This is a genomic window from Moorena sp. SIO3E8, from assembly GCF_010692445.1.
GTDB lineage: Bacteria > Cyanobacteriota > Cyanobacteriia > Cyanobacteriales > Coleofasciculaceae > Moorena > Moorena bouillonii.
Genome location: NZ_JAAHHM010000029.1, coordinates 24,126 through 47,374, shown reverse-complemented (window position 1 = coordinate 47,374; position 23,249 = coordinate 24,126). Strand labels below are relative to the sequence as shown.

The following is a 23,249-nucleotide window of genomic DNA, read 5'->3' as shown; positions in this document are numbered from 1 at the left end:
TCGATCATTTCCCATCATTCGCTTCCACACGGAAACGCTCAACAAATGTCCGCAACTCTCCCGCCACACCAACCAGGTTTTGCAAAGCTCCAGAAACCCTTTGGGCTTCTTGGGAGGTTTCTTGAGCGGTTAACTCAACGGATTGCATCACTTGGGCAACAGCACGGGATGTTTCAGTTTGCTCGATAGTATCCGCAGTGATTGCACGTACTAAAGCATCGATCCGGTTTGCCACTTGCACAATATCTTCAAGCGATCGCTTGGCTTGTTCTGCTCGTTTAGTACCTTCAATCACCTGTTGGGTGCCTTCTTCCATAGCTGTCATCACTGAACCAGTTTCACTCTGGATTTGCAACACAATATGTTCAATATCCTTGAGTGCCTTGGCTGACTTATCAGCGAGCTGTCGTACCTCATCCGCAACAACAGCAAAGCCTCGACCAGCTTCTCCAGCTCTTGCCGCCTCAATACTAGCATTGAGTGCTAACAAATTTGTTCGGGAGGCAATGGTAGAAATCGATGTAACAATTTTAGAAATTTCCTGGGAAGATTCTGCCAAACGCTTGACTTTACGAGTCGTTTCTGCTACTGTCTCACGAATTTGCAAAATTCCGGCCACAGTGCGCTCCACAGCCTCACCACCTTTGAGAGCGGTAGCCGAGGCTGAGCGGGCAACTTCCTCAGCTTCTCGTGCACTCTCTGCCACCCGCTGAATAGCATCGGTCATCACCTGTACAGAGTTCAGGGTAACCGCCAGTTCCTCAGCTTGCCGTAAAGCATCAGAAGACAAGCTACGGGCAAAGGACTCACTATCGGTGGAACATTTGGTCACCTGACGGACTGCCTGCTTGACTTGTTGTACAATTTCCCGTAGGTTTTGAATCGTCAGGTTGAAGGAATCAGCAACTGCCCCCAAAACATCAGCAGTTACCTCTGCTTGTACGGTTAAATCCCCTCGTGCTGCCCCTTCCACATCATCAAGCAATCGAATTACCTGGCGTTGGAGGTCTTCTTTGGCCTGTTCTTGCTCTTCTGCCTTTCGTTGTGCTTCAGTCATCGTTGTCAAGATGACTCTGGCCATTTGGTTGAAACTATGGGCTAACTGACCCAATTCGTCCTGGGAATAAATCGTAGCATGGGCATTGAGATTACCCTGAGATACTCCTTCAAACTGGGTTTTCAGGTTTTCGGTACTACGTCTAATCTGCCTAGCTGTAATAGTCCCGACAGCCAGAGTCGTACCAAAACTGGCAACACCAGCGGCTAGGGTCATCAGAATACTAGTATTTCGCACATGATTTTTGAAGGATGGCTGATCTCGAACCATGTATTGTGCTCCAGCACCCACCGCTGCTACCACCACCATTGATACCGCGCCAGTAATCAAGGCAGTCATCCAATTCTTCTGGTTGACAGGAGCGTTTTCTATGGGAGCTAGTGGACCTTGGTCAATACTAACAACCAGCTCTTTGTCAATGTCTTTAGTAGGATTATAAATAGGGATTGGCTCGGTGGCACTACTAAGGCTAAATAGCTCCTCATTGCCAGTGGCTGACGGATAATCATGATTGGCTACAGCACTTACACCACTTGTGTTCATATCCATTGACCCAGTACTTCCGAGTGTTGAGCCAGTACTGCTTAAGACATCAAAATCACTATTGTCACCACTCTCATTGGACAGTGGTTGCTGATCATCAACAGAGAAATCAGGGATTGAATCTAAATCATCATCAAATAGGTCAAACTCATCTAAAAAACCCTCTTTTACCCCTTGATGTGCTTCAATTCCTGACAAGATTTCCTCTTCTGATTCCGTTACATCATCCATTGTCCAAGAATCATCATCAAAGGATTCCAAATTAATTTGGTTTGGCCTTGGAGAGTTGAACCCATTTTGTTCGTAAGCTGAGTCCAAAAGTTGCTCATCCGAGCCATAGTTTTCCGATAAATAGGGTTCAGTAGAGTCAGTCGCCTCATCATTGAGATATTCTAAGTCCTCTTGATTGTCAGCATAGGCTTGAGTATCCCCCGTTGGTTCCTCAGGTTCCAAAGACTGCTCGGTGCTGGCATAATTTTCTTGGGTAGTCGCGGTAGGCTCAGAACTTGGAGTCGGGTAAAAATGCTCCTCAAGCTCTGCTGAATTCATTAACAGGGTTGCAGCTTCAACAAAGGAATTCTTTGATTGCTCCTCGATATCGCTAAACTCGTAATCCGGCAGGGATTCTAATTCTTCTTCAGCCAGGACGTTAAACTCAACTGTGCTATATTCACTAGTTAACTCTTCTGAACCATAAGATATATCTTCGTCTAAATTAACCTCAGGAGACACCATAAATGTTTGTAGACCCTCCTCTTGAGAGAGTTCAGGAAAGTGTCCTTCTGTGCCATTATAAGAAGTCTGACTACTGACAGGGTTCACATCGAGTTCTAAATCCTCAGAGGCAATTTCCCAACTCTCTAAATCCTCACTGTCTTCTTCTAGGTCACTAACGATACTAAAGGGGTCTAGATTAGAAGAAGACTGATAATCTATGGTGCCTTCATCACTAGTGGAATCTTGAAAAGAATCGTTAAAGGGTGAGGTTGATTCTGAAGCAAAATCATCAACCCCTGTGTTATCCAAACTTAAGCTTTCCGGGTCAAATTCACTGATATCATTAAAATCAGCGAAGTCTTGCCAATTTCCTGCTGTGGGTTCTGCACTCAACTCCTCAGTATCATCTAGTTTTACCTGTGATGTATTGACATCATCATCAGGTGATAACCCAGCCTCCTGATCACCATTTGTAGATTGCTGGGCGTACTCTAGACCGTTGTTGGCATAATTAACAAAATCTGGTTCAGAGGTCAGATTGAGTACTGATTCATACTGTTGGCGAGCCACATCGTACTGCTGTAGACCATAGCAGTAAATATGACCCCGCAGTAGCAGGGCACTGGGTTCATTAGGGAAATCCTCAATCAAACGATCAACAATTGTTGCCGCTTCTTGGTATTTGCCCTGCATATAGGCTTTTTCGGCTTCCCCATACTGCTGGGGGTAATTTATACTGGATGCCATTTACCTCCTCCCGAAGCATTAAAAATTAATTTAATGTTTAATAATAATTAATCCCACTAATTTTTAATGTTCAATTTTTAATAATTAGTTTTAGGCTGCCCACCTTGCTGAGCGTATAATCGCCACATGATCAAGTAGTCTCAGAACCTGATTAGACTCAATATCTAGCAACCACTCACCGCGTAAGAAAGGAGCCATACTATCGGCAACATTGGTAGGCATATGTAACTTTTCCACATCCAGCCAGTCTGTACAGACAATTTTTTGAACTGCCAACCCCAGCATAGTGTCTTGATCTTCAATAGCAATAACGGGGATTTCCATACGGTCTGTATTTAAAACCGTTTTATCCCCTAGAAACTGACCCAGATCTGAGACCCAAATTACGCGCCCACGTCGATTGAAGGTCCCCAACAATAGAGGGGAAGCATTAGGAATAGGAGTAATTTGTTCAGGGCAGGGGTCAATTACCTCTTTGATACCAGTAGCAGGCAGAGCAAATTCATCACCAGATGGCAGATAAAACCGCAGGTATAGTTCGCCTTCAGGACTTTCCAATTCCTGCAATTCTGGGGCTTGTTCAAGAACCGAGTCAGTTACAAAGTCCGGATTAGCAACCATTACCGTCAAATACCAATATATTTATCTTCTGAGTAGCTGTCTAACTGTTCCAATCAACTCCGTTGGCTGAAAAGGCTTCGCAATGTATGCATCTGCACCTTGCCTCATGCCCCAATAGCGGTCGAATTCTTCGCCTTTTGAAGAACACATCACCACTGGCACATTCTGAGTTTTGGGGTCAGCCTTAAGACGCCGACAGACCTCATAGCCATTCATGCGTGGCATCACTATATCCAAGACAACTACATCTGGACAATACTCTAAAATATGTTCTAAAGCCTCAACACCATCACTGGCAACATCCACCTTCAAACCACTACCTTTGAGGAGGTCTGAGATCATCTGCCGTTGAGCAAGGCTGTCTTCTACAACTAAAACTTTACTCATAACTCCTAGCTCGACCCTCGGGAAAGGTCGTGAAATTAAACCATAGCCCGATTTGGGTCTATAAACTGAATCATGATTACAGTATCGCTCATCTATTGGTGGTGATACCAAGAAAGACTAGATTTTTCTTGAATTTGTGGAAGCCCCTAGCTTGACCAGTGGGTTTAATTAGGATAGTGTTGGTTAATGAACTGATGGGTTAGACGCCTGTATTAATAACTCAAAGGCTGACACAGCAATATTTTCCCCTTGATCTAATTCTTTGGTCAGGGCATTACTATCTTGGCATTGTTCGTTGGTCACCTCGACCAAATGTATTTCTCCAAAAGCATCAATAACTCATGATCTCCGAAGGGCTTGGTTAAGTAGTCAGTTGCGCCTACCATCCGGGCTCTGACGCGATCGATAAAGCCATCTTTGCCTGTGAGCATGATGATGGGGGTTTGCCGAAATGCTCTGGATTGGCGTAACATGCCACAAAGCTCATAACCATCTAGGTCAGGCATTACTAGGTCACAGAGGATGAGATCCGGTTGGAGTTGAAAAACCTGACTCAGAGCCTTTAGGGGCTTCTGAATTGCTGTAACTTTATAACCTTTGGCTTCTAGGGTATATTCCACAGCTTTTCCAACTGCGAGATCATCATCAACACAGACAACAGATCGTGTAACTTTCTTCAACTCCCATTGCTCTTCAATGGCTGGCGTATCTGCTTCTTTGGGGGTCACCATTTGGATTGACCCCTGTTGTACATAGGGATAAATAGCCCGAGCTACGGTGATCAGGTCGCGATGGAGATAACGGGACAACTGGCGTAGAGAAGTTTTGCCATCTACCCAACTGCTGATGAGTCTAAAGGATTTTTCGGGCAGTGTAGCCTGTAACTGGTCATGGGCAGTAATCATTGGACACTGATGGGGAGATTGGATATGAGGGCACAATTGCTTCCACTCCTGCACCTGCTTCATAATCTCTGTGACCAATGGTCCTATTTCTAAGGTAGTAAGTTGCGGTGCTAATGCCGGACCAATTTCAAATACAAAGTAGCCATGGTGAAAGCTCAGCAAATCAAAAAGGGTTTCATTAACCATGCTTTGAATAATGCTTCGCCCTTGGTTTGGTGTGATCACATGCTTTTCTAACAAAGCCCAAAGATAACCATACTCTAGAGCATTGGTAGCCGCAATGGACAGACTTTCCAATTCCTTGAGAGCATCATTGGCTTTATAGCGGCGCAGATAATCATGCAGGCGCGACAAGCTCCCATCGCTGTCAGCAGCATAGGCAATCTGGCCATTCAGGAAGAAGACAAACCAATAAGGACCGGGACTTGGTAGTTTTGGCTGCTGGTAAAGTCTACCTGAGGCAAAACGATGACTGCCACTATTGCTAGCCTTGCTACTAGGGTGAGAGCTGTATGCCTCGACTAAGAGTTCCCCGGTTCGCTGACCTAGCTCGATCAGTTGCAGGATGCTACGGATATCAATTTCACTCAAAGTTCCCTGCATTTAAAGACAATGTGCTCCTAACAACCTGTTGATGTATCTGAGATTATGACCTGTCATTGAGTTTAAGGATGCCCATAAACTGGTACTGATCTATCTTTGCTCAAGAAATGGCTTAACTGTACAATGAAAATATCCCCAAAAATTGGGTGAGGCTAGGAGAGTTGCTAAGGAATCACTTCTGTAAGCCAACTGGTGGAAGCTTAGCATGGCTGCAGACAGCTAACCAAAGCGCGAAGTAACTGATTAGCGGTAAGACTGGGATTTTGACGGTTACTGGAAACTTAAGCTAAGATGTCCAAGGTTATAGGTTAGGACTTTAAACACCATTGGATAGCATATAAGCATATAAATTAAGTATATTTATTTGAATAGGGATTAGGCACAAGGGAAGAAAGTGATGGGGTAAAATGTTATGTTCAATCTAGAAAATTCGACCCTCTGGGTGGATAAAATCTATGGTTGGGCAAACTAGACGGGTTGGGGAAACTAGACCCCCCCTGTGGGAAGATTCCTAAGACTATCCTCATAAATCTATTTTTATTCTGCTAACCTTGATTGACTGGCAGATCAAGTCTGGGAAATACCTTAAAATACCTTTAGGGTCTAAATATACTGAATACCGTCATCCTTTAAAGGACTAATAGCCTTAAGGATCAAAACAAAATCGGTTGACCAATCATCTCCGAAAATTACCACCCTGCAACCCCAAAGGGGTTAAGCGTTCAAATGTGTTAATTAAGAATTGGGCACAATACAATTAAAAGAGGACGATCAGTGTGCTGTATCTCGCAGAGGTAAGAAAGCAGAAAACTGGGTTTATGGGTAGAGCTCAGGCCGAACTCAAACTGCTGGCTTTTCAGCGGACTGACCAGAGTTGGAATAAGGTGTCTGGGGAGGAAGTGCTTCCGACAGAACAAGCCAATAACTTTGGTGATGGTGCGTTGGTGATTGTTAACCTGAGTGGGAATCGACAAATACAGGGGACAATCGAGGCAGCGGGGGGAAGGTTAGTCAATCTGTTGCAAAATTTTTCTCGCTTGCTAGAAAAGTCAAAAAACCAGGAAGAAGAAATTGAGCAGTGGAAGCAATCTTTGACCTATCAAAGTCAAGAACTCAACCGTCGCGAGATGGAAATGGAAGCACGGCTTGAGCAGATGCAAACGATGGAGGAGGATTTTTCTAGAATAGAGCAACAACGCCAAGAACTGGAAAGTTCTCAGACAGAAACTGCTAAACTCAGCCAAGAATTGGAGCGTAAAAGTAAGGAGCTTGAAGGGGCTTGGGAACAACTCCGGGGACAGCAGCTACGCTTAGAAGAACAAGTTTCAGATGGTCAATACTCTGCTGGTTTAGATGCTCAGCAGGCTGGTGTGATTCAGCAATTGCTCAATGGCTTATCAGGAGGAGCAGAATCAACACAATCTGTCTGGGAACCACTGAATCAAGCCTTGGAAGTCGTCAAGCATCAGCATTCGGTGTTGGATACTCACTGGCAGCAGTTAAATGAACAGCGTCTATTAGCTCAAAAATTGGAAGCAGATGTTAAGGGTCAAGGGGAAGAAGTCCAACATCAAACCCAACAACTACAACAATTACAAGCATCCTGTGAACAGGCAAACCGAGAAAGGCAAGTGCAGCAAACCAATCTAGAGATCAAGGTTGAATCAGCTAGGATGGTGAGTCTGCAACTCCAAACTCAGCAAAAATTATACCAAGAACTGGCTCGAATGGCAGCAACATCAGGGGATGTCAAGATTAGCCAAATGGTGGATATTGCAGCACTAGAAAAAATGCCCTTGGGTGAGTTACAGGATATAGTTCAGAATTTGCAGCAGGATTTGGAAAAAGTTGTACGCTTCGTCAATGACCAAGAAGAAGAACTAACACTCCAACACCAAGGGATTGAAGAACTACAAGAACAGATTAGGGTCGCTAGTGAGTACGATCGTATTAGTCTAGAAACCCAGTTAGCAGATGAGCAAGACCGTTACCAGATGCTGGACAGAACCTTGGTGGGTCAACGCCGGACTCTATGGGAACGAGAAGAAATTCTAAATCAGCACCTACGAGTGTTGCGACTGCGGCAAGGAATTGTGGATAGTAATGGTCAACAAAACCAGAAAATTGACTTAGGACCAATTTTGATCGAACTAGAAGCACAGTGCAAACAACAGTCAGATCAATTGCAACAACTAGAACGAGAAATTGAACAGATGCGCCTTAGGGTTAGCCAAGCTGAAGAATTGATGAATCAACAAACCCAAGAAAAGGATGCTAAGCTGGCTCAGGTAAACAATTTGGAGGAAAGTTGGCTCTCCAATCAGGTGAAGGTAGCTCAACTTTGGGGCAAAGTTCATCTCTATGAAAAAACCCTACAGCCATTGCAAGATGGTCTCAATAAAATTCGACAGAAGCTGGATGCGATCGCAAATGCTCTGAATCACATCCAGAAAACAGGTGATTCTCAACAACAAGCGATCGCTCAAATATCCCAAATCATCAGTAGCTTAAGCCAATCTCCCGAGTTGGCAGCTTCTTAGGTTTAAGGTTTACTATTGAATGTTGAATGTTATTCGCGTAGCGTGGCCTTTTGGCCAAGGTTGAATGTTGCTCGCCCCGTATTCGGTGTAGGGTAGGTTGAAGGATAAAAATTTCAATTTCTCAGAAACTAAGAGATAGAACTGTTTAGGAGTTTATACTTTATAGTTAATACTTAATACTTCATACTTCAGTATTAAGAATAATCCATTCTTCTTCTACCAAGGCTGTTACTCCACCAGGAAAGGATGACGTTCGAGAACGGTTGGGAGCAGCAATTAAACCAGTCACCGCTTCGATTTGTTCAAAGTTGAGGGCTTTGACTTGGTTTTCCTGAAGGAACTTCCGAATCACACGACGTTGCAGAGCTAGGGGAGCTTGCTGTAATACCAGACGATTCAATCGTGGAGGGCTATTGCTACCAGGATCTTCCTCGACCGTAGGTACTGCCATGGCTTGCTTTTGGATTTGCTCAGCAGTGTTTTCGAGATATTCCACGTCTGCTCGCAAGATTTCAGCAATTTGGGACAATGCGGTCTCAACTTGTGGGTTGAAATGGGTTTTTATATAGGGTATTAGCTCTTGGCGGATGCGGTTACGGGCATAGTTAAGGTCTTGATTGTAAGCATCTACCCAAATGGACAGTTGCTGCTGCTCGCAAAACTGGAGAGTTTCGCTACGGGATGTCTCAAGTAGGGGACGCACCAGACTTACTCCAGGAGCAAGAGGTCGTTCCCAGGTCAAGGCTTGCAAGCCATCAGTGCCTGAACCTCTGATCAGGTTATAGATGACTGTTTCAGCGCGATCGCTTTTTGTGTGACCTGTGACAACAGTGGGGTAACCTTGAGTTTGGGCAATGTCAATCAGGGCTTGATAACGCCACTGCCGCGCTGCTGATTCGCTCTTTGTCACTTCAGGGGCAGTTCGTAGATGAAATGGAAGCCCCCAACTTTGAGCAATTTGCTGTACATGAAGAGAAATTCCTTCATCATAGGGCCAACGGTGGTCACAGTGGGCGATTCCTAGCTGCCATTTCCACTTGGGCTGTAAATCTAGGAGTAGTTTGGTTAGACAAAGGGAATCTTGCCCACCGGATACGGCTACTAAAACCTGCTGATTCTTTGGTAGTAGCTTCTTTTGCCGCAGGGTTCTATGTAGCCGTGCATGAAGAGGTGTCCAACTCGGTATCTCAGACATTAGAGTGGTTATGAATAGTTATCCAAAACTTTGAGATTTTGAATTTTGTAGGTCATAGATACCCTAGAATCCTATAAATCCTAAACGCTCAAGGTTCTTAAAAGCCTTGAAATCAGCGTGTTCACTACGATGCTCCTATGTCAACATTTACCACAACATTTACCAATAGACTATTATTTACCCTTATTTAAGTTCATTCATTTCCTGCCAGACATCATCCATTAGGGAATTATCATCACCGTTTTCTGATTCCTCATCAAAGGAAATATCGTCCAGTTTAAACATGTCTTCATCACTATCATCAGACATATCACCCAGATCAAAATCATTACTACTGTCTGTTGATACTGCTGACAAATCCAGCAAATCTTCTTCCTCTGCTGTCGGTGATTCTACGAACTCTATATCTTCTTCACTATCGGAAAATTCTCCTAAATCAAAGTCATCTTCAGTATTGGTTGTGGTTTGTTCGAAACCAATATCTTCCTCACTATTGGAAAAGTCTCCTAAATCAAAGTCATCTTCAGTACTGGTTGGGGTTTGTTCAAAACCAATATCTTCTTCACTTTCCTGACTATCGGAAAAGTCTCCTAAATCAAAGTCATCTTCAGTACTGGTTGGGGTTTGTTCAAAACCAATATCTTCTTCACTTTCCTGACTATCGGAAAAGTCTCCTAAATCAAAGTCATCTTCAGTACTGGTTAGGGTTTGATCGAGAGCAATGTCTTCATCTGCATCAAGTGTTGGTTTAAGTGTCATCTCATCTGAGATAGCAGTTGAGGCATCTTCTTCCAGTGCTTCAGCTACTGATATTCCAGTAGCAGTCACAGCGGCTGTGGCTGCTCCAACTCCAAGCTCCAATCCAGAATCATTGCTAGTTTCTGGCTCTGTGAGGTCTGGCGGTGCTGCTATCTGGGTTGATGTGCTTTGTAATGTTTCACCACCAATAGCTGATATATTATCAACATTATTCTCAGCCTCGACAAGGCAAAATTCTAGATTAACTCTTACCTTGCCTTGCTGCCAGTCATTAGCAGAAAATTGCAACACTTCACAGGGAATACCGGATTCGCTAAACCAACTTTCCTGTTCTGCACTCCATTCATCCCCTAAAACTTCTACCAATTTCTTTTTGATAGCAACTAAGAATTCACCGACCCTAAAGGTACGGTTACCAATAAAGATTTGAGCAGATTCATCCACTGATAGTACTTCACCAACAGCGAGTGGCTTGAACTGATTATCCACAACTATTTTCCCCGATCAAACTTTTCGATAAGCTTCCATGCCTAGAGGCCAGGAGTTTCATTGTCAGCCATGCAAAGCGCGAGTGGGGGAAACCACGCCAGTTGCTCATGGGGGGAACCCCCACAGGTCGGCGCTGCCTCCCCAAGACCGTAATGGTGCGTTTGACCCGTAATTAAATTCGCCACGGGTCGCACCTCTGCATCGCTTTCCAACCATAGACCCAACTATTCCTTTGAGTCAAAGGTAGTTTTTCTAGGGTTAATTCTCCGATGCCTCTAGGCATTAAAGCAGGTTTTCAGTAGAAGCAATTTAGGGCATGCACTCAATCACGGAAATATAGAGTTCTTAGAAGAACCAGCCGTAGGAATGTAAGCCTTTACCCAATAGATTGACTCCTAGATAGCAAACCCAGACAACTAGAAGTCCTGTCCCTGCCAAAATTGCTGGTCGGCGTCCTTGCCACCCACGGGTAATGCGGGCATGGAGATAGGCAGCAAACACTAGCCAAGTAATTAATGCCCAGGTTTCTTTTGGGTCCCAACTCCAGTATGAACCCCAAGCCTCGTTTGCCCAAACGGCACCGGCAATAATCCCAATGGTGAGCAGAGGAAACCCCAGTCCAATAATACGATAGCTGATATTATCAAGAGTGTCGGCAATATTTAGCCTCTGGGGTGAGAGGGTGGGTGCTGTGGATACTGATGGTACGGATGAGTCGGGGGTAGTTACTAAATCGAGCACTGCTGTAGTACTAGCTGCATTACTCTGTCCCAGTTCAGCTAAAGGGGATGAGGTATCAGAGGTAACTACAGGCTGAGAAATTGAGGCTTTACCGTTGCGCTGTAGTTTAAAAGTGGAATTCCCTGGTAAGTTATTCGGTACGTTAGTCTTGCTGCGATAGCCACCAGTGCCGACAGAACTTCCTCGCAGTTCCACGTTCTGACCACGGGTAATCACTAAAAATGCGATCGCTACCAGGGAACCCACCATCAGGGTGGCGTAACTGAGCATCATGATGCTAACATGCATCATTAACCAATTGGATTTCAGAGCAGGTACCAATGGAGCACTTTCCTGCATGTCTGGTGGTAGGGATAGAGCGGCAAACGCGGTAATTCCCATGGCGACTGGTGCAGTAGCCACGCCCACAAATCGGCTGCGACTCATGTTTTCAGCAATTAGATGAACTGTGGTAATTCCCCAGGTCAGGAAAAATAGGGATTCATAGAGATTACTGATCGGGAAGTAGCCCGCCTCTAGCCATCTTGCTCCGAGTAGGGTAGCAGTGCAAAGGTTGGCGGTTGCCATCCCTGATGTTCCTAAGGGTGACAAATAAGGGATTTTAGGAAAAGCGGCTCCTACCCAGTAAATTAACATCGTCACAAACAGGACGAAAAAGGCAATATTATCTAATTTGTTCTGGAGTGTAACCAGATCCATACAGTGTTCTCTCTCAAGTTAATTTTGTATAAAGCTTATATTATTGCAGCATTACTACTATCCTATCGGTTAGATGTGCCCCTTTTGATAGAGTGCTAGTGCCTGATACCGAGTTGTATTCAAAAATAGTAGATTGGTTGGATAGGGAGATGGGGAGATAGGGAGATGGGGAGATAGGGAGATGGGGAAATTGGGGGAAGAGAAAGTTGTATGTTTGACCGCAACTTGGTATGAGTACCCACATTCCGCCCCCTCAAGTTTGAGACTTGCGGTTCCTTCCTACAAAAAAAGCGCCCTTCCTCACAGAAGAACGCTTTATTGCAAGAGGTGCGATCGCTCGCGCCTCTTTCCCGGGTCAAGATTAACCATTGATGATAGGAGCACTCACAGCAACTGGAGCCACCTCACTAGCAGCCAAATCGAGAGGGAAGTTGTGAGCATTACGCTCGTGCATCACTTCAAAGCCCAAGTTAGCCCGGTTAAGCACATCAGCCCAGGTGTTGATGACGTGACCTTGAGAATCGAGCACGGACTGGTTGAAGTTGAAGCCGTTCAGGTTGAAGGCCATAGTGCTAATACCTAAAGCGGTAAACCAGATGCCAACCACTGGCCAAGCACCCAAGAAGAAGTGCAAGGAACGGCTGTTGTTGAAGCTAGCATACTGGAAGATCAAACGGCCAAAGTAGCCATGAGCCGCAACGATGTTGTAGGTTTCTTCTTCTTGACCGAACTTGTAACCATAGTTCTGAGACTCGATTTCGGTAGTCTCACGCACCAGGGAAGAGGTCACTAGAGAACCGTGCATCGCACTAAACAGCGCACCACCAAATACACCAGCTACACCGAGCATGTGGAAGGGGTGCATCAGGATGTTGTGCTCTGCTTGGAATACGAACATGAAGTTGAAGGTACCACTGATTCCTAGAGGCATGCCATCAGAGAAACTGCCTTGACCAATGGGGTAGATCAGGAAAACAGAGGTAGCGGCAGCCACAGGGGCACTGTAAGCTACGCAAATCCAAGGACGCATACCCAGACGATAGCTCAGCTCCCACTGACGACCCATCCAGCAGAAGATGCCAACTAGGAAGTGAAACACAATCAGCTGGTAAGGGCCACCGTTGTATAACCATTCATCCAAGGACGCGGCTTCCCAAATCGGGTAGAAGTGCAAGCCGATAGCATTTGAAGAAGGTACAACGGCACCAGAAATGATGTTGTTACCGTAGATCAGAGAGCCAGCCACCGGTTCACGGATACCGTCGATGTCCACTGGAGGAGCAGCGATGAAGGCGATGATAAAGCAGATGGTAGCGGTTAGCAAGCAAGGGATCATCAAAACACCAAACCAGCCTACGTAGAGGCGGTTATTGGTGGAGGTAATCCAGTTACAAAACCGATCCCAAAGATTGCCGCTTTCACGACCTCTTAATGTAGTTGTCATGGTTCAAATATTATGGCAATTAACGGAAAGTGCCAGAGGTGAAGATGCGGTGCGACCCCGGTCGGGTTTCCCGACAAGCGTGAAGGCGCACCTAGAAAATAGTCTTCTTGCCTTGGCTTATGATTAATACTATTAACACTAATCTTGAATCTGCACGTTTTTTTATATTTCTTAATATCAACGAAATTTTTACTTAGTTGATTTTGCATTTATTCAATTAATTAAACATTTATTTGCTTTAATTAATCTTTATTTAACTAACTTTAAAAATCGAAATAAATGTAAGGGAGACCACTCTGAGGAGCAAACAACCAAACTACGTAGAGACCTACTGGTACCAACAACAACTTCACCGGCCAGTTGAGTTGTAATTTCAGACCCCTTCGGATACTGTAAACCCCAGCCATTGAGGCTGCTAAGCTAACTAACAGCAGAAGCACCCAGAAGCGTTCCATACCAATAGCGGTTAAGTAGACTTTTTGACCAAATTGGATGTCAGCTGGGTGACCCCAGAGATTCTGGATGACTAAACTGGCTTGTTTGAGATTGGGAATGCGGAAAAAAATCCAGGCAGTAAACACCATAAATTGGGTCAAAAACCAGCTGACTAAGACCCCTGACCAACTTTGCCACCAACGTTTTATGCCATCTCTATTTTCACAGAAAGCTTCGGTCAAGCGATGAAGGACTAACGCTAGACCATGCAAGCCACCCCAGGCTACAAATCCCCAAGCTGCTCCATGCCAGATACCAATAATGACCATTACAATGAATAGGTTAAGGCAGGTACGAGCAACCCCTTTACGGGAACCGCCCAAGGGAAAGTAGAGATAGTTGCGGATCCAATCCCCTAGAGTGATGTGCCAGCGACGCCAGAAATCCGCAATGCTGATACTGAAATAGGGAAAATCAAAGTTTTCTGGAAGATTAATGCCCAGTAACACTGCACTACCACGGGCAATGTCTACATAGCCGCTGAAATCGAAATAGAGTTGTAAACCGTAGGCAAAGATAGCTAACCATAAATCTCCACTACCAGCCCGTTCTATATTGCCAAAACACAAATCAACAAAAATCCCAATGTGGTCCGCTAACAGTGCTTTTTTGATCGCACCAGATGTAATCAACCAAAGTCCTTCTGTTGCTCGGTCAAGACTTGGAAATTGTAGGGTTTTAAGTTCAAGGGCAAACGGATGATAACGAGTAATTGGACCAGAAATAAGTTTAGGAAAAAATAACTTATAAGCAGCAAACTGGAGTAGATTACGAGTGGCATGAGCCCCACGATAGACATCAATGAGATAAGCAATACCCTCAAAGATAAAAAATGATATTCCTAGAGGCACAATTAAGTTATCCCTAATCCAATTAGCCCCATCTTGGGCAATGGTAAAGTTGGTAATTACTGCTAAGTTTGACAATAGAAAAGGAAGATACTTGAAGCCTAGCAAAAAGAGCACATTTAGGAAAATACCTAGCCACAGTAGTCTTAATCGTCGGTTATTCCAAAAACTATCAGCTAATAGCCATTCTTCATTGGAGAGATGATAATTAGTAGCATGGGAACCAGCAACTGTATTCGTCCCTAGTGCTTGTCCAAAGTAAAAATTAATTAGGGTAATCAATACCAACAGGGGAATATATTGGATTTGTAATGAAGCATAAAAGATTAGACTGCTAATTACTAAAACCAAAAGTTTTAGTTTGGGAGAACCTGTGGCAGCTGTAGAACGTTGCACCAACCAGTAGATTCCCAAAACGGCTAGCAAGAAACAGCTGTAGGTAATCGAAATAAATGACATAAAGATAAAGGATTAAGGATGTTCGCCTGATAGCGTGTAAGCATTCAGCTATCAGCCATCAGCATATGCGCTACGCGCATATGCTTACATATCGTTTCCGTTTGAATAGTTATAGCGGTTTGCTTGTAGGTTAAGTATAATTACGAATCTTGACTACTGACTACTGACTACTGACTACTGACTACTTGTTGTTATGGTAATTAGCGCGGGTTGCAAACCGCTATATAATTATTGGTTGTTATTCAATTTAAAATTAATAATTAATGATTAATCACTAATCACTAATCACTAATGACCAAGGCATCATTGGATCTTTAGCCAACTGCTTAGAAACTTGGTAAGCACCATAGCGGTTGAGATGGCTGGGGTCGGAAAAGTAGTCATGTTTAGTTAGCAACATTTTATTGAAATCTCGGAAAATCAATCCCCCTTCTAAATCAAAGTTGTACATGTATCGCTGAAATTGTTTCTCATATTTGGTCCGCACTGGATCTAAATATTCTTTAGTCAGGGGTAGGTTGAGCATAACGATACTAAGGTCATGCTTCTGGGCAAATTCCATCAAATTTCTTAGGGCTCTGTCTTGCTGACCTCCTAGCTGAAAATACCGGTAATCACCATCATAAATACCGGGAACTTTAGGATGTTTTTGGTAGTAGGTAGCGGTGTTAAAACGAGTTGACAGGGGAAGGAATCCATCAAAGTCAATTTTCCAGGTTGGGGATAATGTATTTTGAGGCTTTTTGGCAGTCTCGGTTGTGTCTGGTTGCAGGAACTTTTCTAGGTCAACCAACTTTTCCTGTAACAGAGATTTGAGTTGGCTTCGGTGAGGATAAGTTAACGAAATTTTGGCTATTGACTGATTTAGCCAGCCACTGATGAACTGATATCCATCATTCAAAACCTCTAGAGGTTGGTCTGTGGTATCTGTCGGTAATGGCGGTTCTTTAGTGCGGTTCGGAAAAACTCCTGCCATTAGAGCTTCGTAGCCTGGTGATGCGATAATCGAGTTGTAGGTAGCATCAACTCGACCATTGTTAAAGGCTCTGACCCCATCAGCCCAAATAATCAATTTAGGCAGTTGCTCGGGAGTTAAGACGCGCCGAACCATGAAGTCTACTACCTGAGCTGTGGCACCATTAACCCCAAAGTTAAAGACGTCAATGTCAGGATAGCCCTGTTCTTCTAAGGCATCTTGCAGGGCAATGGGATCGATTCCCCGCATGGCCCTGGAACTCCCCATAATCAGGACATCAGGGATACCATTTTGAAGCAGGCGTTGTTGGTACAGAGCTAGCTTTTCATCTAACATCTGGTTATTGAATGAAGGATTGGGCGATCGCGCTGCAGCCAGCATGGCTGCCATGGTGGCATTGCCGTTTTCATTCACAATCACCATGGTATCCCCAGGAGCAGTAAACCCAGAGGTATTGAAGTTTTCAGTCCCGAGACCCGCCCCTTTTTGCAAAGATAGTTGGGGCAAAGCAATGGGTTTCGGTGATGAGTTAGTCACTGCCTTTACTTCTGCTGATGGTGAGGCTTGAGACTGTAGGAGCTCACTAAAACGCCAATCTGTGATCAGTGTTAGTAGTAATCCTGCTACGCCCCATACCATGGCTACTGCTACGCCTTGGATAGATAATTTACCCTTGGCCTGTCTCTTGTCTGAGAAGGCTGCCATGTCTTGGTTTTCTACAGTGGGTACAAATAGCTGAGAGTAGCATAGTAAACGCTGGAGTATGTAAACTACACCATCAACTGCTCCTTTTAAACCCTGGTTGAGATCGTAGTGGGTTAGATCACGACGCAGTACTGGTTCCCCAGTGGGAGTTACCAAATCACTCAGGTAGGCATCTGAGGCAGCAAACTCTGGGGTAGCTTCTGGGACTAGACGCTGTCGATGAACAAAATCAACTCCATAGTTCCAGGAGGGGGAGGTAGCACCAGCTCGACGTCCATAGAGCCGTAACCCAGTAATTTCGGACATAGCCAGTTGCTCTAGGAAGCGGGTAATTTTTCGAGTGACCTGAGATTTTCGAGGACAGACCGTTGCCTCGCTCATGATGTGCAACAAGTCTTGTTTACGGCGAATTTTCACCCTTATTCCACCTGTTACCAATCGTTGGTCAATGTCGGGATTGAGTAAGCGCTCCAACAAAAAGGTCAAGGCATTGTGATGCCCTGTTTGGGCTAAGGAATAGGTGGATTCTCCTAAACTCTGGTGGTCTGCTGCTGGTAAGTTGAGCCAGTGAATCCAGGCTGGGGATTCGGTTTCTGGCAGTAAGGAATTGTTTCCCCGTTGACCATTGTTTCCAAAGGGGGGTTGCAGAGAGTCAGCTTGCTGAGACAGTAATGTTTGACTAGGGAACTGACTTGAGTCTACACCATAAATAGTTGCACCCTGGATTCCTTGAGGAGCGATTAAATCCAGTACTGAGGCAATGGCACTGACTACTGTTTCTTTTTCTGGGGCAATAGTTTTCCGGCGGTTAATGACGCTACAAAATACATGTAGGGTGCTTTCTTTGAGAATGGCTCTAACTGTTATTCCTACCGCTGCCAACCCCTGATTTAATAACCGCTGGATTGCTTCTACATCTCCCCAACGAGCCCATTCCTTGAGGACTTGTTCTGGAGGGGTCAAATCCACTCGCTGCTTCCAATCAGGAGTGGCTTCGCCACTTACCTGAAAGCAAATCACGGCATCTCGAAACCCTTGGAGTTGCAAGGAATGTAACCGGTCGATGATTGGCTCAGATAGTAAGGACGGATCTGGGCTGTAGTTAGAATTACAAATTATCCAGAGCCGTCGGTTAGGGGGTGAAGGGTGAAGGTTAGAAGTTGCCCCTGAGAATCTTCTAGCTTTCGAATCTTGGTTTTGGATCCGGACTTTAACACTGACACCTAAGTAACTGAGGGATTCACTGAGATAACGAGCGATCGCATCTGGCGAACCAGAACGGGCAAGACTTTCGTTTGAGACAGTTAGGTCCGCATCAGTGGTTATGGCATCGAAAGACGTCTGGGAAGATTGGTTAGAAGCATGAGTGGTATCATCGGTCGGTAGTTTGATAGCGATTTGCTTAATCCAGTCTGGACGCTTCTGGCCCACTCGACGCCCATAAACAATTATTTGATAGATGGGGTTTGCTAAGTCTAGGGGAAACTGAACTTCTCCCTGTTGCAGTTTCAGGGATTTGATAAGGCGGTTAACCACCTTATTGGCTTCTACTCCCTGAGGGTGTTCACACAGAATGTGTAAATTGTTGCCTCGCAAACGGATTCGTATGGATAACCCAGGTTGCTTAATGGCACAATAAGCCCACTTGGTAAGGGAGGACGGAGGAGCTTTTGGGAGACGCTGATCGACATCCAACATCACAAATTGATTAACTGGACTGGTAACGGACGATTGATTTCTTCATATCTTAGATGCTCGCCTTGATTTAAGCACAATTTTCTCAAGACTATAGTAGTTATGGAGTTTAGTTGTTTTTGCCCCCCTGCCCCCCAATTTTGGGGGGTAATGATGTCAAAGTCCCCCAGAATTGGGGGATTTAGGGGGCACTTGCGTAAGTCCTGGACTACTGATTTGGTGGGCAAATCAAATTAATGTAGCTGACAATAGAGGTTGAAATCCTTACTCACAGCACTAAATGGCAATTGCTTCTCAAGTCAATACTACTTCGGTAGCAGCCCATTGTTGCTTCACGGCTCTTGGGAACTGATTTTAAATTTTCGGCTTTGTTTAGTTTATTTGTACTAAAAATAACCCAGATGTCTTCTTCTCAACCAGAAATACCAGAAATCAGGTCTGCTGACTTCTTTAATTTAGAAATGCCCACAAAATTCTTTGTAAGTCTAGGGACTGCTCCAATGCTCTTAGGTATACTCTCAATAAAAGCTATGGGTTCATGGTTAGAAACCACAGGTATTAGTAGTGAGGAAGTGTTTCGAGGGCAGAGATTGCCTGTTCTCCCCTTCCCAGATTTGGAAAGGGATGATCAATAATTGAAATTTGCTGTTATGTTTGCTATCGATCTACTACAGAGTTGGTATTAGTCGTGGATACTGCCATCGGGCAAAACTGCCCCCCTTAGGTTTGCCCCTGTCAGTTTCACTAAGAGCTTACCATTAGAACCCACTTTAGCTCCACTCAAATCAGCTCCACTCAAATCAGCTCCACTCAAATCAGCTCCAATCAGATTAGCCTCTCGTAAGTTAGCCTTACTGAGGTTAGCTTGAAATAAATTGGCTCTAAATAGATTAGCACCTTCGAGGTTAGCCTCGGCAAGATTGACCCGATGGAGAAAGCAGTCTTTTAGGTTAGCCTGACTTAAGTTAGCGGATTGGAGATTCCGATTTGAGAAGTCTCGTTCTTTGAGGTCTGCTCCCCTAAAATCAGCACCACTCAAGTCAGGAGGGGCTTTGGGAGCCCGAGTTTGAGCGGGAGTGGATGGCTGGGTTCTAGAGTTACCGGGGGGCTGGGCAGTCCGAGCTTGGGCTTGAGTAGTCCGAGTTTGGGCGGGAGTGGATGGTTGGGCTTTTGATTCAGCAGGGGGCTTGGGATTCTGAGGTTGGGCGGGAGTGTATGGTTGGGCTTTTGATTCAGCAGGGGTCTTGGGAGTCCGAGGTTGGGCGGAAGTGTATGGTTGGGCTCTAGCGTTAGCAGGGGTCTTGGGAGTGCGAGGTTGGGCGGGAGTGTATGGTTGGGCTCTAGCGTTAGCAGGGGTCTTGGGGGTCCGAGGTTGAGCGGTCGTGGATGCTTGGGCTCTAGATCGTTCTGGTTGTTTGTATTTGTAATAGTTTGGTGGGTTTGGCTGGGCTGATGGTGGTGGTTTTGGTCTTGGATTTGGATTGCGATAATCCCGATACGGTGTTCTTGCCCTAGCTTGCTTTTGTGAAGCAGTGGGTGATTTATGATGCGATCGCAATTTTTCTCGTGCCTGATTGAGTAACTTAAGTTTTTCTTCAGCTTTTTGCTTGAGGCGAGGATTATCCTCAGGCACACGATCGGGATGCCAAATAAATGCTAAATCCTTGTAAGCCTGGTTCACTTCTTCCGGTGATGCTCCAGGCTCCAGTTCAAGAACTCTATAGCATTGCTCTAGCTCATTTTGCTTCACCACCATATTATGTGTAACCTAGCGACTTTTCCTTTCTCGACTCTAGACTATCAACTATAGGCTTGCTTGTGTTGTTCCCTATAGTCTACAGACTACAGCCTAGGTAAGCATTCAGCGGTCAGCGATCAGCTATCAGCGATCAGTTACAAGCTATCAGTGTGTCGCGTATCAGCTATCAACCAAAGGCCAACGGCTGACCGCTGACTGCTGACTGCTGACTGCTGACTGCTGACTGCTGATAACTGACCGCTAACTACGGTTCAATGCCTTACTGCAGGATTTTAGCTACTTCTTTGGAAAAATAGGTCAAAATTAAGTCAGCACCAGCCCGCTTCATGCTAGTCAGGGTTTCCATCATGACTTTTTTCTCATCAATCCAACCATTCTGACCGGCTGCTTTAATCATGGCGTACTCACCACTAACATTGTATGCAGCAACGGGTAAATTAGTATGCTGTCTAACCCGGTGGATAACATCCATATAGGCTAAAGCGGGTTTAACCATGACCATGTCTGCCCCTTCTGAGATATCCAAGTCGATTTCTTTGAGGGCTTCAAGGGCGTTAGCGGGATCCATTTGGTAAGTCTTCTTGTCACCAAATTTAGGAGCTGAATCTAGGGCATCCCGGAATGGACCATAATAAGCGGAGGCGTATTTAGCGGAATAGGCCAAAATTCCGACATCAGTGTAGCCTTCACTATCTAGAGCTTTGCGAATTGCACCAATGCGTCCATCCATCATGTCGGAAGGCGCTACCATATCTGCCCCTGCTGCAGCTTGAGATAGGGCCATTTTTATCAATACTTCCACGGTGGCGTCATTTAGGATAGTGCCATCTTCGGTGACAATGCCATCATGACCATCACTGGAAAAGGGATCAAGGGCAACATCGGTAATCACCACTAGCTCTGGCACTTCTTGCTTAATTGCTCTGATGGTGCGTTGGATTAATCCATCCGGGTTGTAGCTTTCAGTACCGGTAGCATCTTTCAAGTCTTGGGGAATCAGAGGGAAAAGTGCGATCGCATTAATCCCCAGTTCAAATGCCTCGGTTACTTCTTTGAGCAATAAGTCCAGAGAATAGCGGTAACACCCTGGCATGGACTTAACTTCTGGTTTTAGACCCTGACCTTCCATCACAAATACTGGATAAATCAGGTCATTAACAGTCAGTTGAGTCTCTTGGACCATCCGACGAAAGGCGGCTGTACGGCGCAGACGTCGAGGCCGATGGGTTAATTGGAGTTGGTCGGAAGCTATTGACTTGTCAATCAAGTTGGGTAAGGTCATAGTGAATCCGGTAGTAGATGTGAACTTGAGTTAAGTCTGTTAAATTCGTGAGGTTCATTATCAAGCATTTTGGTTTCAAAAATTATTCTGCGCAATAAAACTTTGATTTTACTGGTTGACTTGACTGGTGACGGTAGGTTATCAGGGATGAAGGGAGTGCTCACTTAAGGGGAGTAAGGAATAATCCGGTCATCGGTCTGGGGTGATATCAGCTGCTAGATGTACTGGCATGATTTCCGGAAAACTGGACTCTAAACCTGATAAATAGTAGGGTGCCTTGATAATGCACTTACGGGTAGAGTTATTTAGAGTTATTTATAGCTTAATGAAAGAAAAACAGCTGGCTGAATTTTTCTTGTCCGATGGCACTACGTTCCTGGTGGAGGTAGAAGAACCAGAAAGCAACGCCATTGAACGGGTAGCTTTACCCTCCGGGAAGTATGTGCTCAAAGCTCAACAGTCCTTTGAAGAAGCATTGGAAAAGGTTAAACCTGTAGCGTCTACGATTATTTCTAAATTGCGTGACCTCGATACTCCTGCTGATCAAGTAGAGGTGAAATTTGGGTTGACGCTCACGGCTGATGCTGGGGCAATCTTTACCTCTGTTGGTGGTGAGGTTAGCTACGAAATTACTCTGAAATGGTCCCAAGATAAATCTAAATAAGATAAATCTAAATAAGTCAATGGCGAACCAGACCACTAATTCCTTTGAAGGGTTTAAAACTTCTATTGTTAGAATCTATCATAGCAATGGTGCAGTTGTGGGAGCAGGGTTTTTAGTCTCCAACGGCTATTTGCTAACCTGTGCTCATGTGATTACTGAAGCCTTGGGAATTTTACAAACCACTCAAGACGCTCCTACTGAAGCAATTCACTTAGATTTTCCTTTGATTGCTCCCGGTCAGAAACTAACCGCTACTGTGGTGTTTTGGAAACCTGTTTCCGAGACTGAAGTAATTGAAGATATTGCTGGCTTAAGGCTCAATAGTAAATTACCTGACTCTGCTCAACCAGTGCAGTTAGTGACAGCACAGAATTTGTGGAACCATTTGATTAGAGTTTTTGGCTTTCCCAAAGGGCATGATCATGGGGTATGGGCATCGGCAGTATTGCGAGACAAAAATGCCAAAGGCTGGCTACAGATAGAAGATATTAAAGTGCCTGGGTATCAAGTTGAGCGGGGATTTAGCGGTGCTCCTGTGTGGGATGATCAGTTAGCAGGAGTGGTGGGGATGGCAGTAGCAGCAGAGAAGCGTAGAGAGAATGTTAAGGCCGGATTTTTAGTTCCTACTCAGGTTTTGAATCAATTTTGGTCTGAATTAGGGCAATTGGGGGAAATTTTCAATAATTCTAAACGGTTAACACCTGGAAAGCGTCGTCGCCTTCAGCAAGACTTGGAAGATTTACAAGAGCTTTATGATTTAGGAAGGGCAAGACTTCGGAAATTGCGGAAAGAACGTGCTATTGCCAATGACCCTAGTACTGAACTTAAGTTAGATGTGAAGATAGAAGAAGAACAAGGGGAACTTGATAAACTTGAGTTGCAGATTGAGGAAATTGAAGAAAAGCTTGGTTGAATATTT

Annotated in this window: 18 protein-coding genes; 6 read left to right on the top strand and 12 right to left on the bottom strand. The window is 44.8% G+C overall.

From position 1 onward, the window contains the following. Nucleotides 1-4 precede the first annotated feature (4 nt). The 4 genes from F6K46_RS15235 to F6K46_RS15220 form a co-directional block, all read right to left on the bottom strand. Complete coding sequence (locus F6K46_RS15235; protein WP_293053940.1) at nucleotides 5-3,064, bottom strand: methyl-accepting chemotaxis protein; 3,060 nt, start codon at nucleotides 3,062-3,064, stop codon at nucleotides 5-7. A 90-nt stretch (nucleotides 3,065-3,154) separates the two neighbouring features. Next, nucleotides 3,155-3,685, bottom strand: coding sequence for a chemotaxis protein CheW (locus F6K46_RS15230; RefSeq protein WP_293053938.1), 531 nt, complete (start codon nucleotides 3,683-3,685; stop codon nucleotides 3,155-3,157). 21 nt (nucleotides 3,686-3,706) lie between these two features. Next, nucleotides 3,707-4,072 (bottom strand): response regulator, encoded by a 366-nt coding sequence (locus F6K46_RS15225; RefSeq protein ID WP_070396243.1) that lies wholly within the window; start codon nucleotides 4,070-4,072, stop codon nucleotides 3,707-3,709. A 299-nt stretch (nucleotides 4,073-4,371) separates the two neighbouring features. Beyond that, a complete protein-coding gene (locus tag F6K46_RS15220; RefSeq protein ID WP_075896445.1) occupies nucleotides 4,372-5,580 on the bottom strand; it encodes a response regulator in 1,209 nt (402 codons plus the stop codon). A 776-nt stretch (nucleotides 5,581-6,356) separates the two neighbouring features. Here F6K46_RS15220 and hmpF point away from each other — a divergent pair. After that, on the top strand, nucleotides 6,357-8,120 hold the full coding sequence (gene hmpF / locus F6K46_RS15215; RefSeq protein WP_293053930.1) for a pilus motility taxis protein HmpF: 1,764 nt from the start codon (nucleotides 6,357-6,359) through the stop codon (nucleotides 8,118-8,120). A gap of 181 nt (nucleotides 8,121-8,301) precedes the next feature. On the opposite strand, the gene tilS is transcribed toward hmpF, so the two are convergent. Both tilS and F6K46_RS15205 read right to left on the bottom strand, forming a co-directional pair. Beyond that, nucleotides 8,302-9,315, bottom strand: coding sequence for a tRNA lysidine(34) synthetase TilS (gene tilS, locus F6K46_RS15210; RefSeq protein WP_293053928.1), 1,014 nt, complete (start codon nucleotides 9,313-9,315; stop codon nucleotides 8,302-8,304). A gap of 183 nt (nucleotides 9,316-9,498) precedes the next feature. Then, nucleotides 9,499-10,563, bottom strand: a complete 1,065-nt coding sequence (locus tag F6K46_RS15205; protein ID WP_293053926.1) for a KGK domain-containing protein — start codon at nucleotides 10,561-10,563, stop codon at nucleotides 9,499-9,501. A gap of 37 nt (nucleotides 10,564-10,600) precedes the next feature. On the opposite strand from F6K46_RS15205, the gene F6K46_RS15200 reads away from it, so the two are divergent. Continuing rightward, on the top strand, nucleotides 10,601-10,735 hold the full coding sequence (locus F6K46_RS15200) for a hypothetical protein (protein WP_293053923.1): 135 nt from the start codon (nucleotides 10,601-10,603) through the stop codon (nucleotides 10,733-10,735). Between the two features lie 173 nt (nucleotides 10,736-10,908). On the opposite strand, the gene ccsB is transcribed toward F6K46_RS15200, so the two are convergent. Then, nucleotides 10,909-12,003, bottom strand: a complete 1,095-nt coding sequence (gene ccsB / locus F6K46_RS15195) for a c-type cytochrome biogenesis protein CcsB (RefSeq protein WP_293053920.1) — start codon at nucleotides 12,001-12,003, stop codon at nucleotides 10,909-10,911. A 361-nt stretch (nucleotides 12,004-12,364) separates the two neighbouring features. Next, on the bottom strand, nucleotides 12,365-13,447 hold the full coding sequence (gene psbA / locus F6K46_RS15190) for a photosystem II q(b) protein (protein ID WP_070396249.1): 1,083 nt from the start codon (nucleotides 13,445-13,447) through the stop codon (nucleotides 12,365-12,367). On the opposite strand from psbA, the gene F6K46_RS15185 reads away from it, so the two are divergent. Next, entirely contained in the window at nucleotides 13,446-13,574 is a 129-nt protein-coding gene (locus F6K46_RS15185; RefSeq protein ID WP_293053917.1) for a hypothetical protein, read from the top strand. The genes psbA and F6K46_RS15185 overlap by 2 nt on opposite strands. A gap of 136 nt (nucleotides 13,575-13,710) precedes the next feature. Here F6K46_RS15185 and F6K46_RS15180 read toward each other — a convergent pair whose 3' ends face one another. Then, nucleotides 13,711-15,249, bottom strand: a complete 1,539-nt coding sequence (locus F6K46_RS15180) for an MBOAT family protein (protein ID WP_293053914.1) — start codon at nucleotides 15,247-15,249, stop codon at nucleotides 13,711-13,713. 274 nt (nucleotides 15,250-15,523) lie between these two features. Further along, nucleotides 15,524-18,628 (bottom strand): DUF1574 family protein, encoded by a 3,105-nt coding sequence (locus F6K46_RS15175; protein ID WP_293053911.1) that lies wholly within the window; start codon nucleotides 18,626-18,628, stop codon nucleotides 15,524-15,526. Nucleotides 18,629-19,026: 398 nt separating this feature from the next. Here F6K46_RS15175 and F6K46_RS15170 point away from each other — a divergent pair, with 398 nt between their 5' ends. Next, on the top strand, nucleotides 19,027-19,260 hold the full coding sequence (locus F6K46_RS15170) for a hypothetical protein (protein ID WP_293021538.1): 234 nt from the start codon (nucleotides 19,027-19,029) through the stop codon (nucleotides 19,258-19,260). Nucleotides 19,261-19,307: 47 nt separating this feature from the next. Here F6K46_RS15170 and F6K46_RS15165 read toward each other — a convergent pair whose 3' ends face one another. Both F6K46_RS15165 and hemB read right to left on the bottom strand, forming a co-directional pair. After that, nucleotides 19,308-20,381 carry a pentapeptide repeat-containing protein gene (locus F6K46_RS15165; protein ID WP_293053908.1) on the bottom strand — a complete coding sequence of 358 codons (1,074 nt, stop codon included), beginning with the start codon at nucleotides 20,379-20,381 and terminating at the stop codon, nucleotides 19,308-19,310. 262 nt (nucleotides 20,382-20,643) lie between these two features. Next, nucleotides 20,644-21,666: a porphobilinogen synthase gene (hemB, locus tag F6K46_RS15160; protein WP_293053905.1), complete on the bottom strand. Its 1,023-nt coding sequence runs from the start codon at nucleotides 21,664-21,666 to the stop codon at nucleotides 20,644-20,646. Between the two features lie 325 nt (nucleotides 21,667-21,991). Here hemB and F6K46_RS15155 point away from each other — a divergent pair, with 325 nt between their 5' ends. Both F6K46_RS15155 and F6K46_RS15150 read left to right on the top strand, forming a co-directional pair. Beyond that, a complete protein-coding gene (locus F6K46_RS15155; RefSeq protein ID WP_293053902.1) occupies nucleotides 21,992-22,330 on the top strand; it encodes a CU044_2847 family protein in 339 nt (112 codons plus the stop codon). Nucleotides 22,331-22,349: 19 nt separating this feature from the next. Then, a complete protein-coding gene (locus F6K46_RS15150) occupies nucleotides 22,350-23,243 on the top strand; it encodes a serine protease (RefSeq protein ID WP_293053899.1) in 894 nt (297 codons plus the stop codon). Nucleotides 23,244-23,249: the final 6 nt, after the last annotated feature.

Excerpts from the sequence above, each read along its gene's own strand:
- F6K46_RS15235 (WP_293053940.1), bottom strand. The coding sequence starts at position 3,064 with ATGGCATCCAGTATAAATTACCCCCAGCAGTATGGGGAAGCCGAAAAA.
- F6K46_RS15230 (WP_293053938.1), bottom strand. The coding sequence starts at position 3,685 with ATGGTTGCTAATCCGGACTTTGTAACTGACTCGGTTCTTGAACAAGCC.
- F6K46_RS15225 (WP_070396243.1), bottom strand. The coding sequence starts at position 4,072 with ATGAGTAAAGTTTTAGTTGTAGAAGACAGCCTTGCTCAACGGCAGATG.
- F6K46_RS15220 (WP_075896445.1), bottom strand. The coding sequence starts at position 5,580 with ATGCAGGGAACTTTGAGTGAAATTGATATCCGTAGCATCCTGCAACTG.
- tilS (WP_293053928.1), bottom strand. The coding sequence starts at position 9,315 with ATGTCTGAGATACCGAGTTGGACACCTCTTCATGCACGGCTACATAGA.
- F6K46_RS15200 (WP_293053923.1), top strand. The coding sequence starts at position 10,601 with ATGCCTAGAGGCCAGGAGTTTCATTGTCAGCCATGCAAAGCGCGAGTG.
- ccsB (WP_293053920.1), bottom strand. The coding sequence starts at position 12,003 with ATGGATCTGGTTACACTCCAGAACAAATTAGATAATATTGCCTTTTTC.
- F6K46_RS15185 (WP_293053917.1), top strand. The coding sequence starts at position 13,446 with ATGGTTCAAATATTATGGCAATTAACGGAAAGTGCCAGAGGTGAAGAT.
- psbA (WP_070396249.1), bottom strand. The coding sequence starts at position 13,447 with ATGACAACTACATTAAGAGGTCGTGAAAGCGGCAATCTTTGGGATCGG.
- F6K46_RS15180 (WP_293053914.1), bottom strand. The coding sequence starts at position 15,249 with ATGTCATTTATTTCGATTACCTACAGCTGTTTCTTGCTAGCCGTTTTG.
- F6K46_RS15175 (WP_293053911.1), bottom strand. The coding sequence starts at position 18,628 with ATGTTGGATGTCGATCAGCGTCTCCCAAAAGCTCCTCCGTCCTCCCTT.
- F6K46_RS15170 (WP_293021538.1), top strand. The coding sequence starts at position 19,027 with ATGTCTTCTTCTCAACCAGAAATACCAGAAATCAGGTCTGCTGACTTC.
- F6K46_RS15165 (WP_293053908.1), bottom strand. The coding sequence starts at position 20,381 with ATGGTGGTGAAGCAAAATGAGCTAGAGCAATGCTATAGAGTTCTTGAA.
- hemB (WP_293053905.1), bottom strand. The coding sequence starts at position 21,666 with ATGACCTTACCCAACTTGATTGACAAGTCAATAGCTTCCGACCAACTC.
- F6K46_RS15155 (WP_293053902.1), top strand. The coding sequence starts at position 21,992 with ATGAAAGAAAAACAGCTGGCTGAATTTTTCTTGTCCGATGGCACTACG.
- F6K46_RS15150 (WP_293053899.1), top strand. The coding sequence starts at position 22,350 with ATGGCGAACCAGACCACTAATTCCTTTGAAGGGTTTAAAACTTCTATT.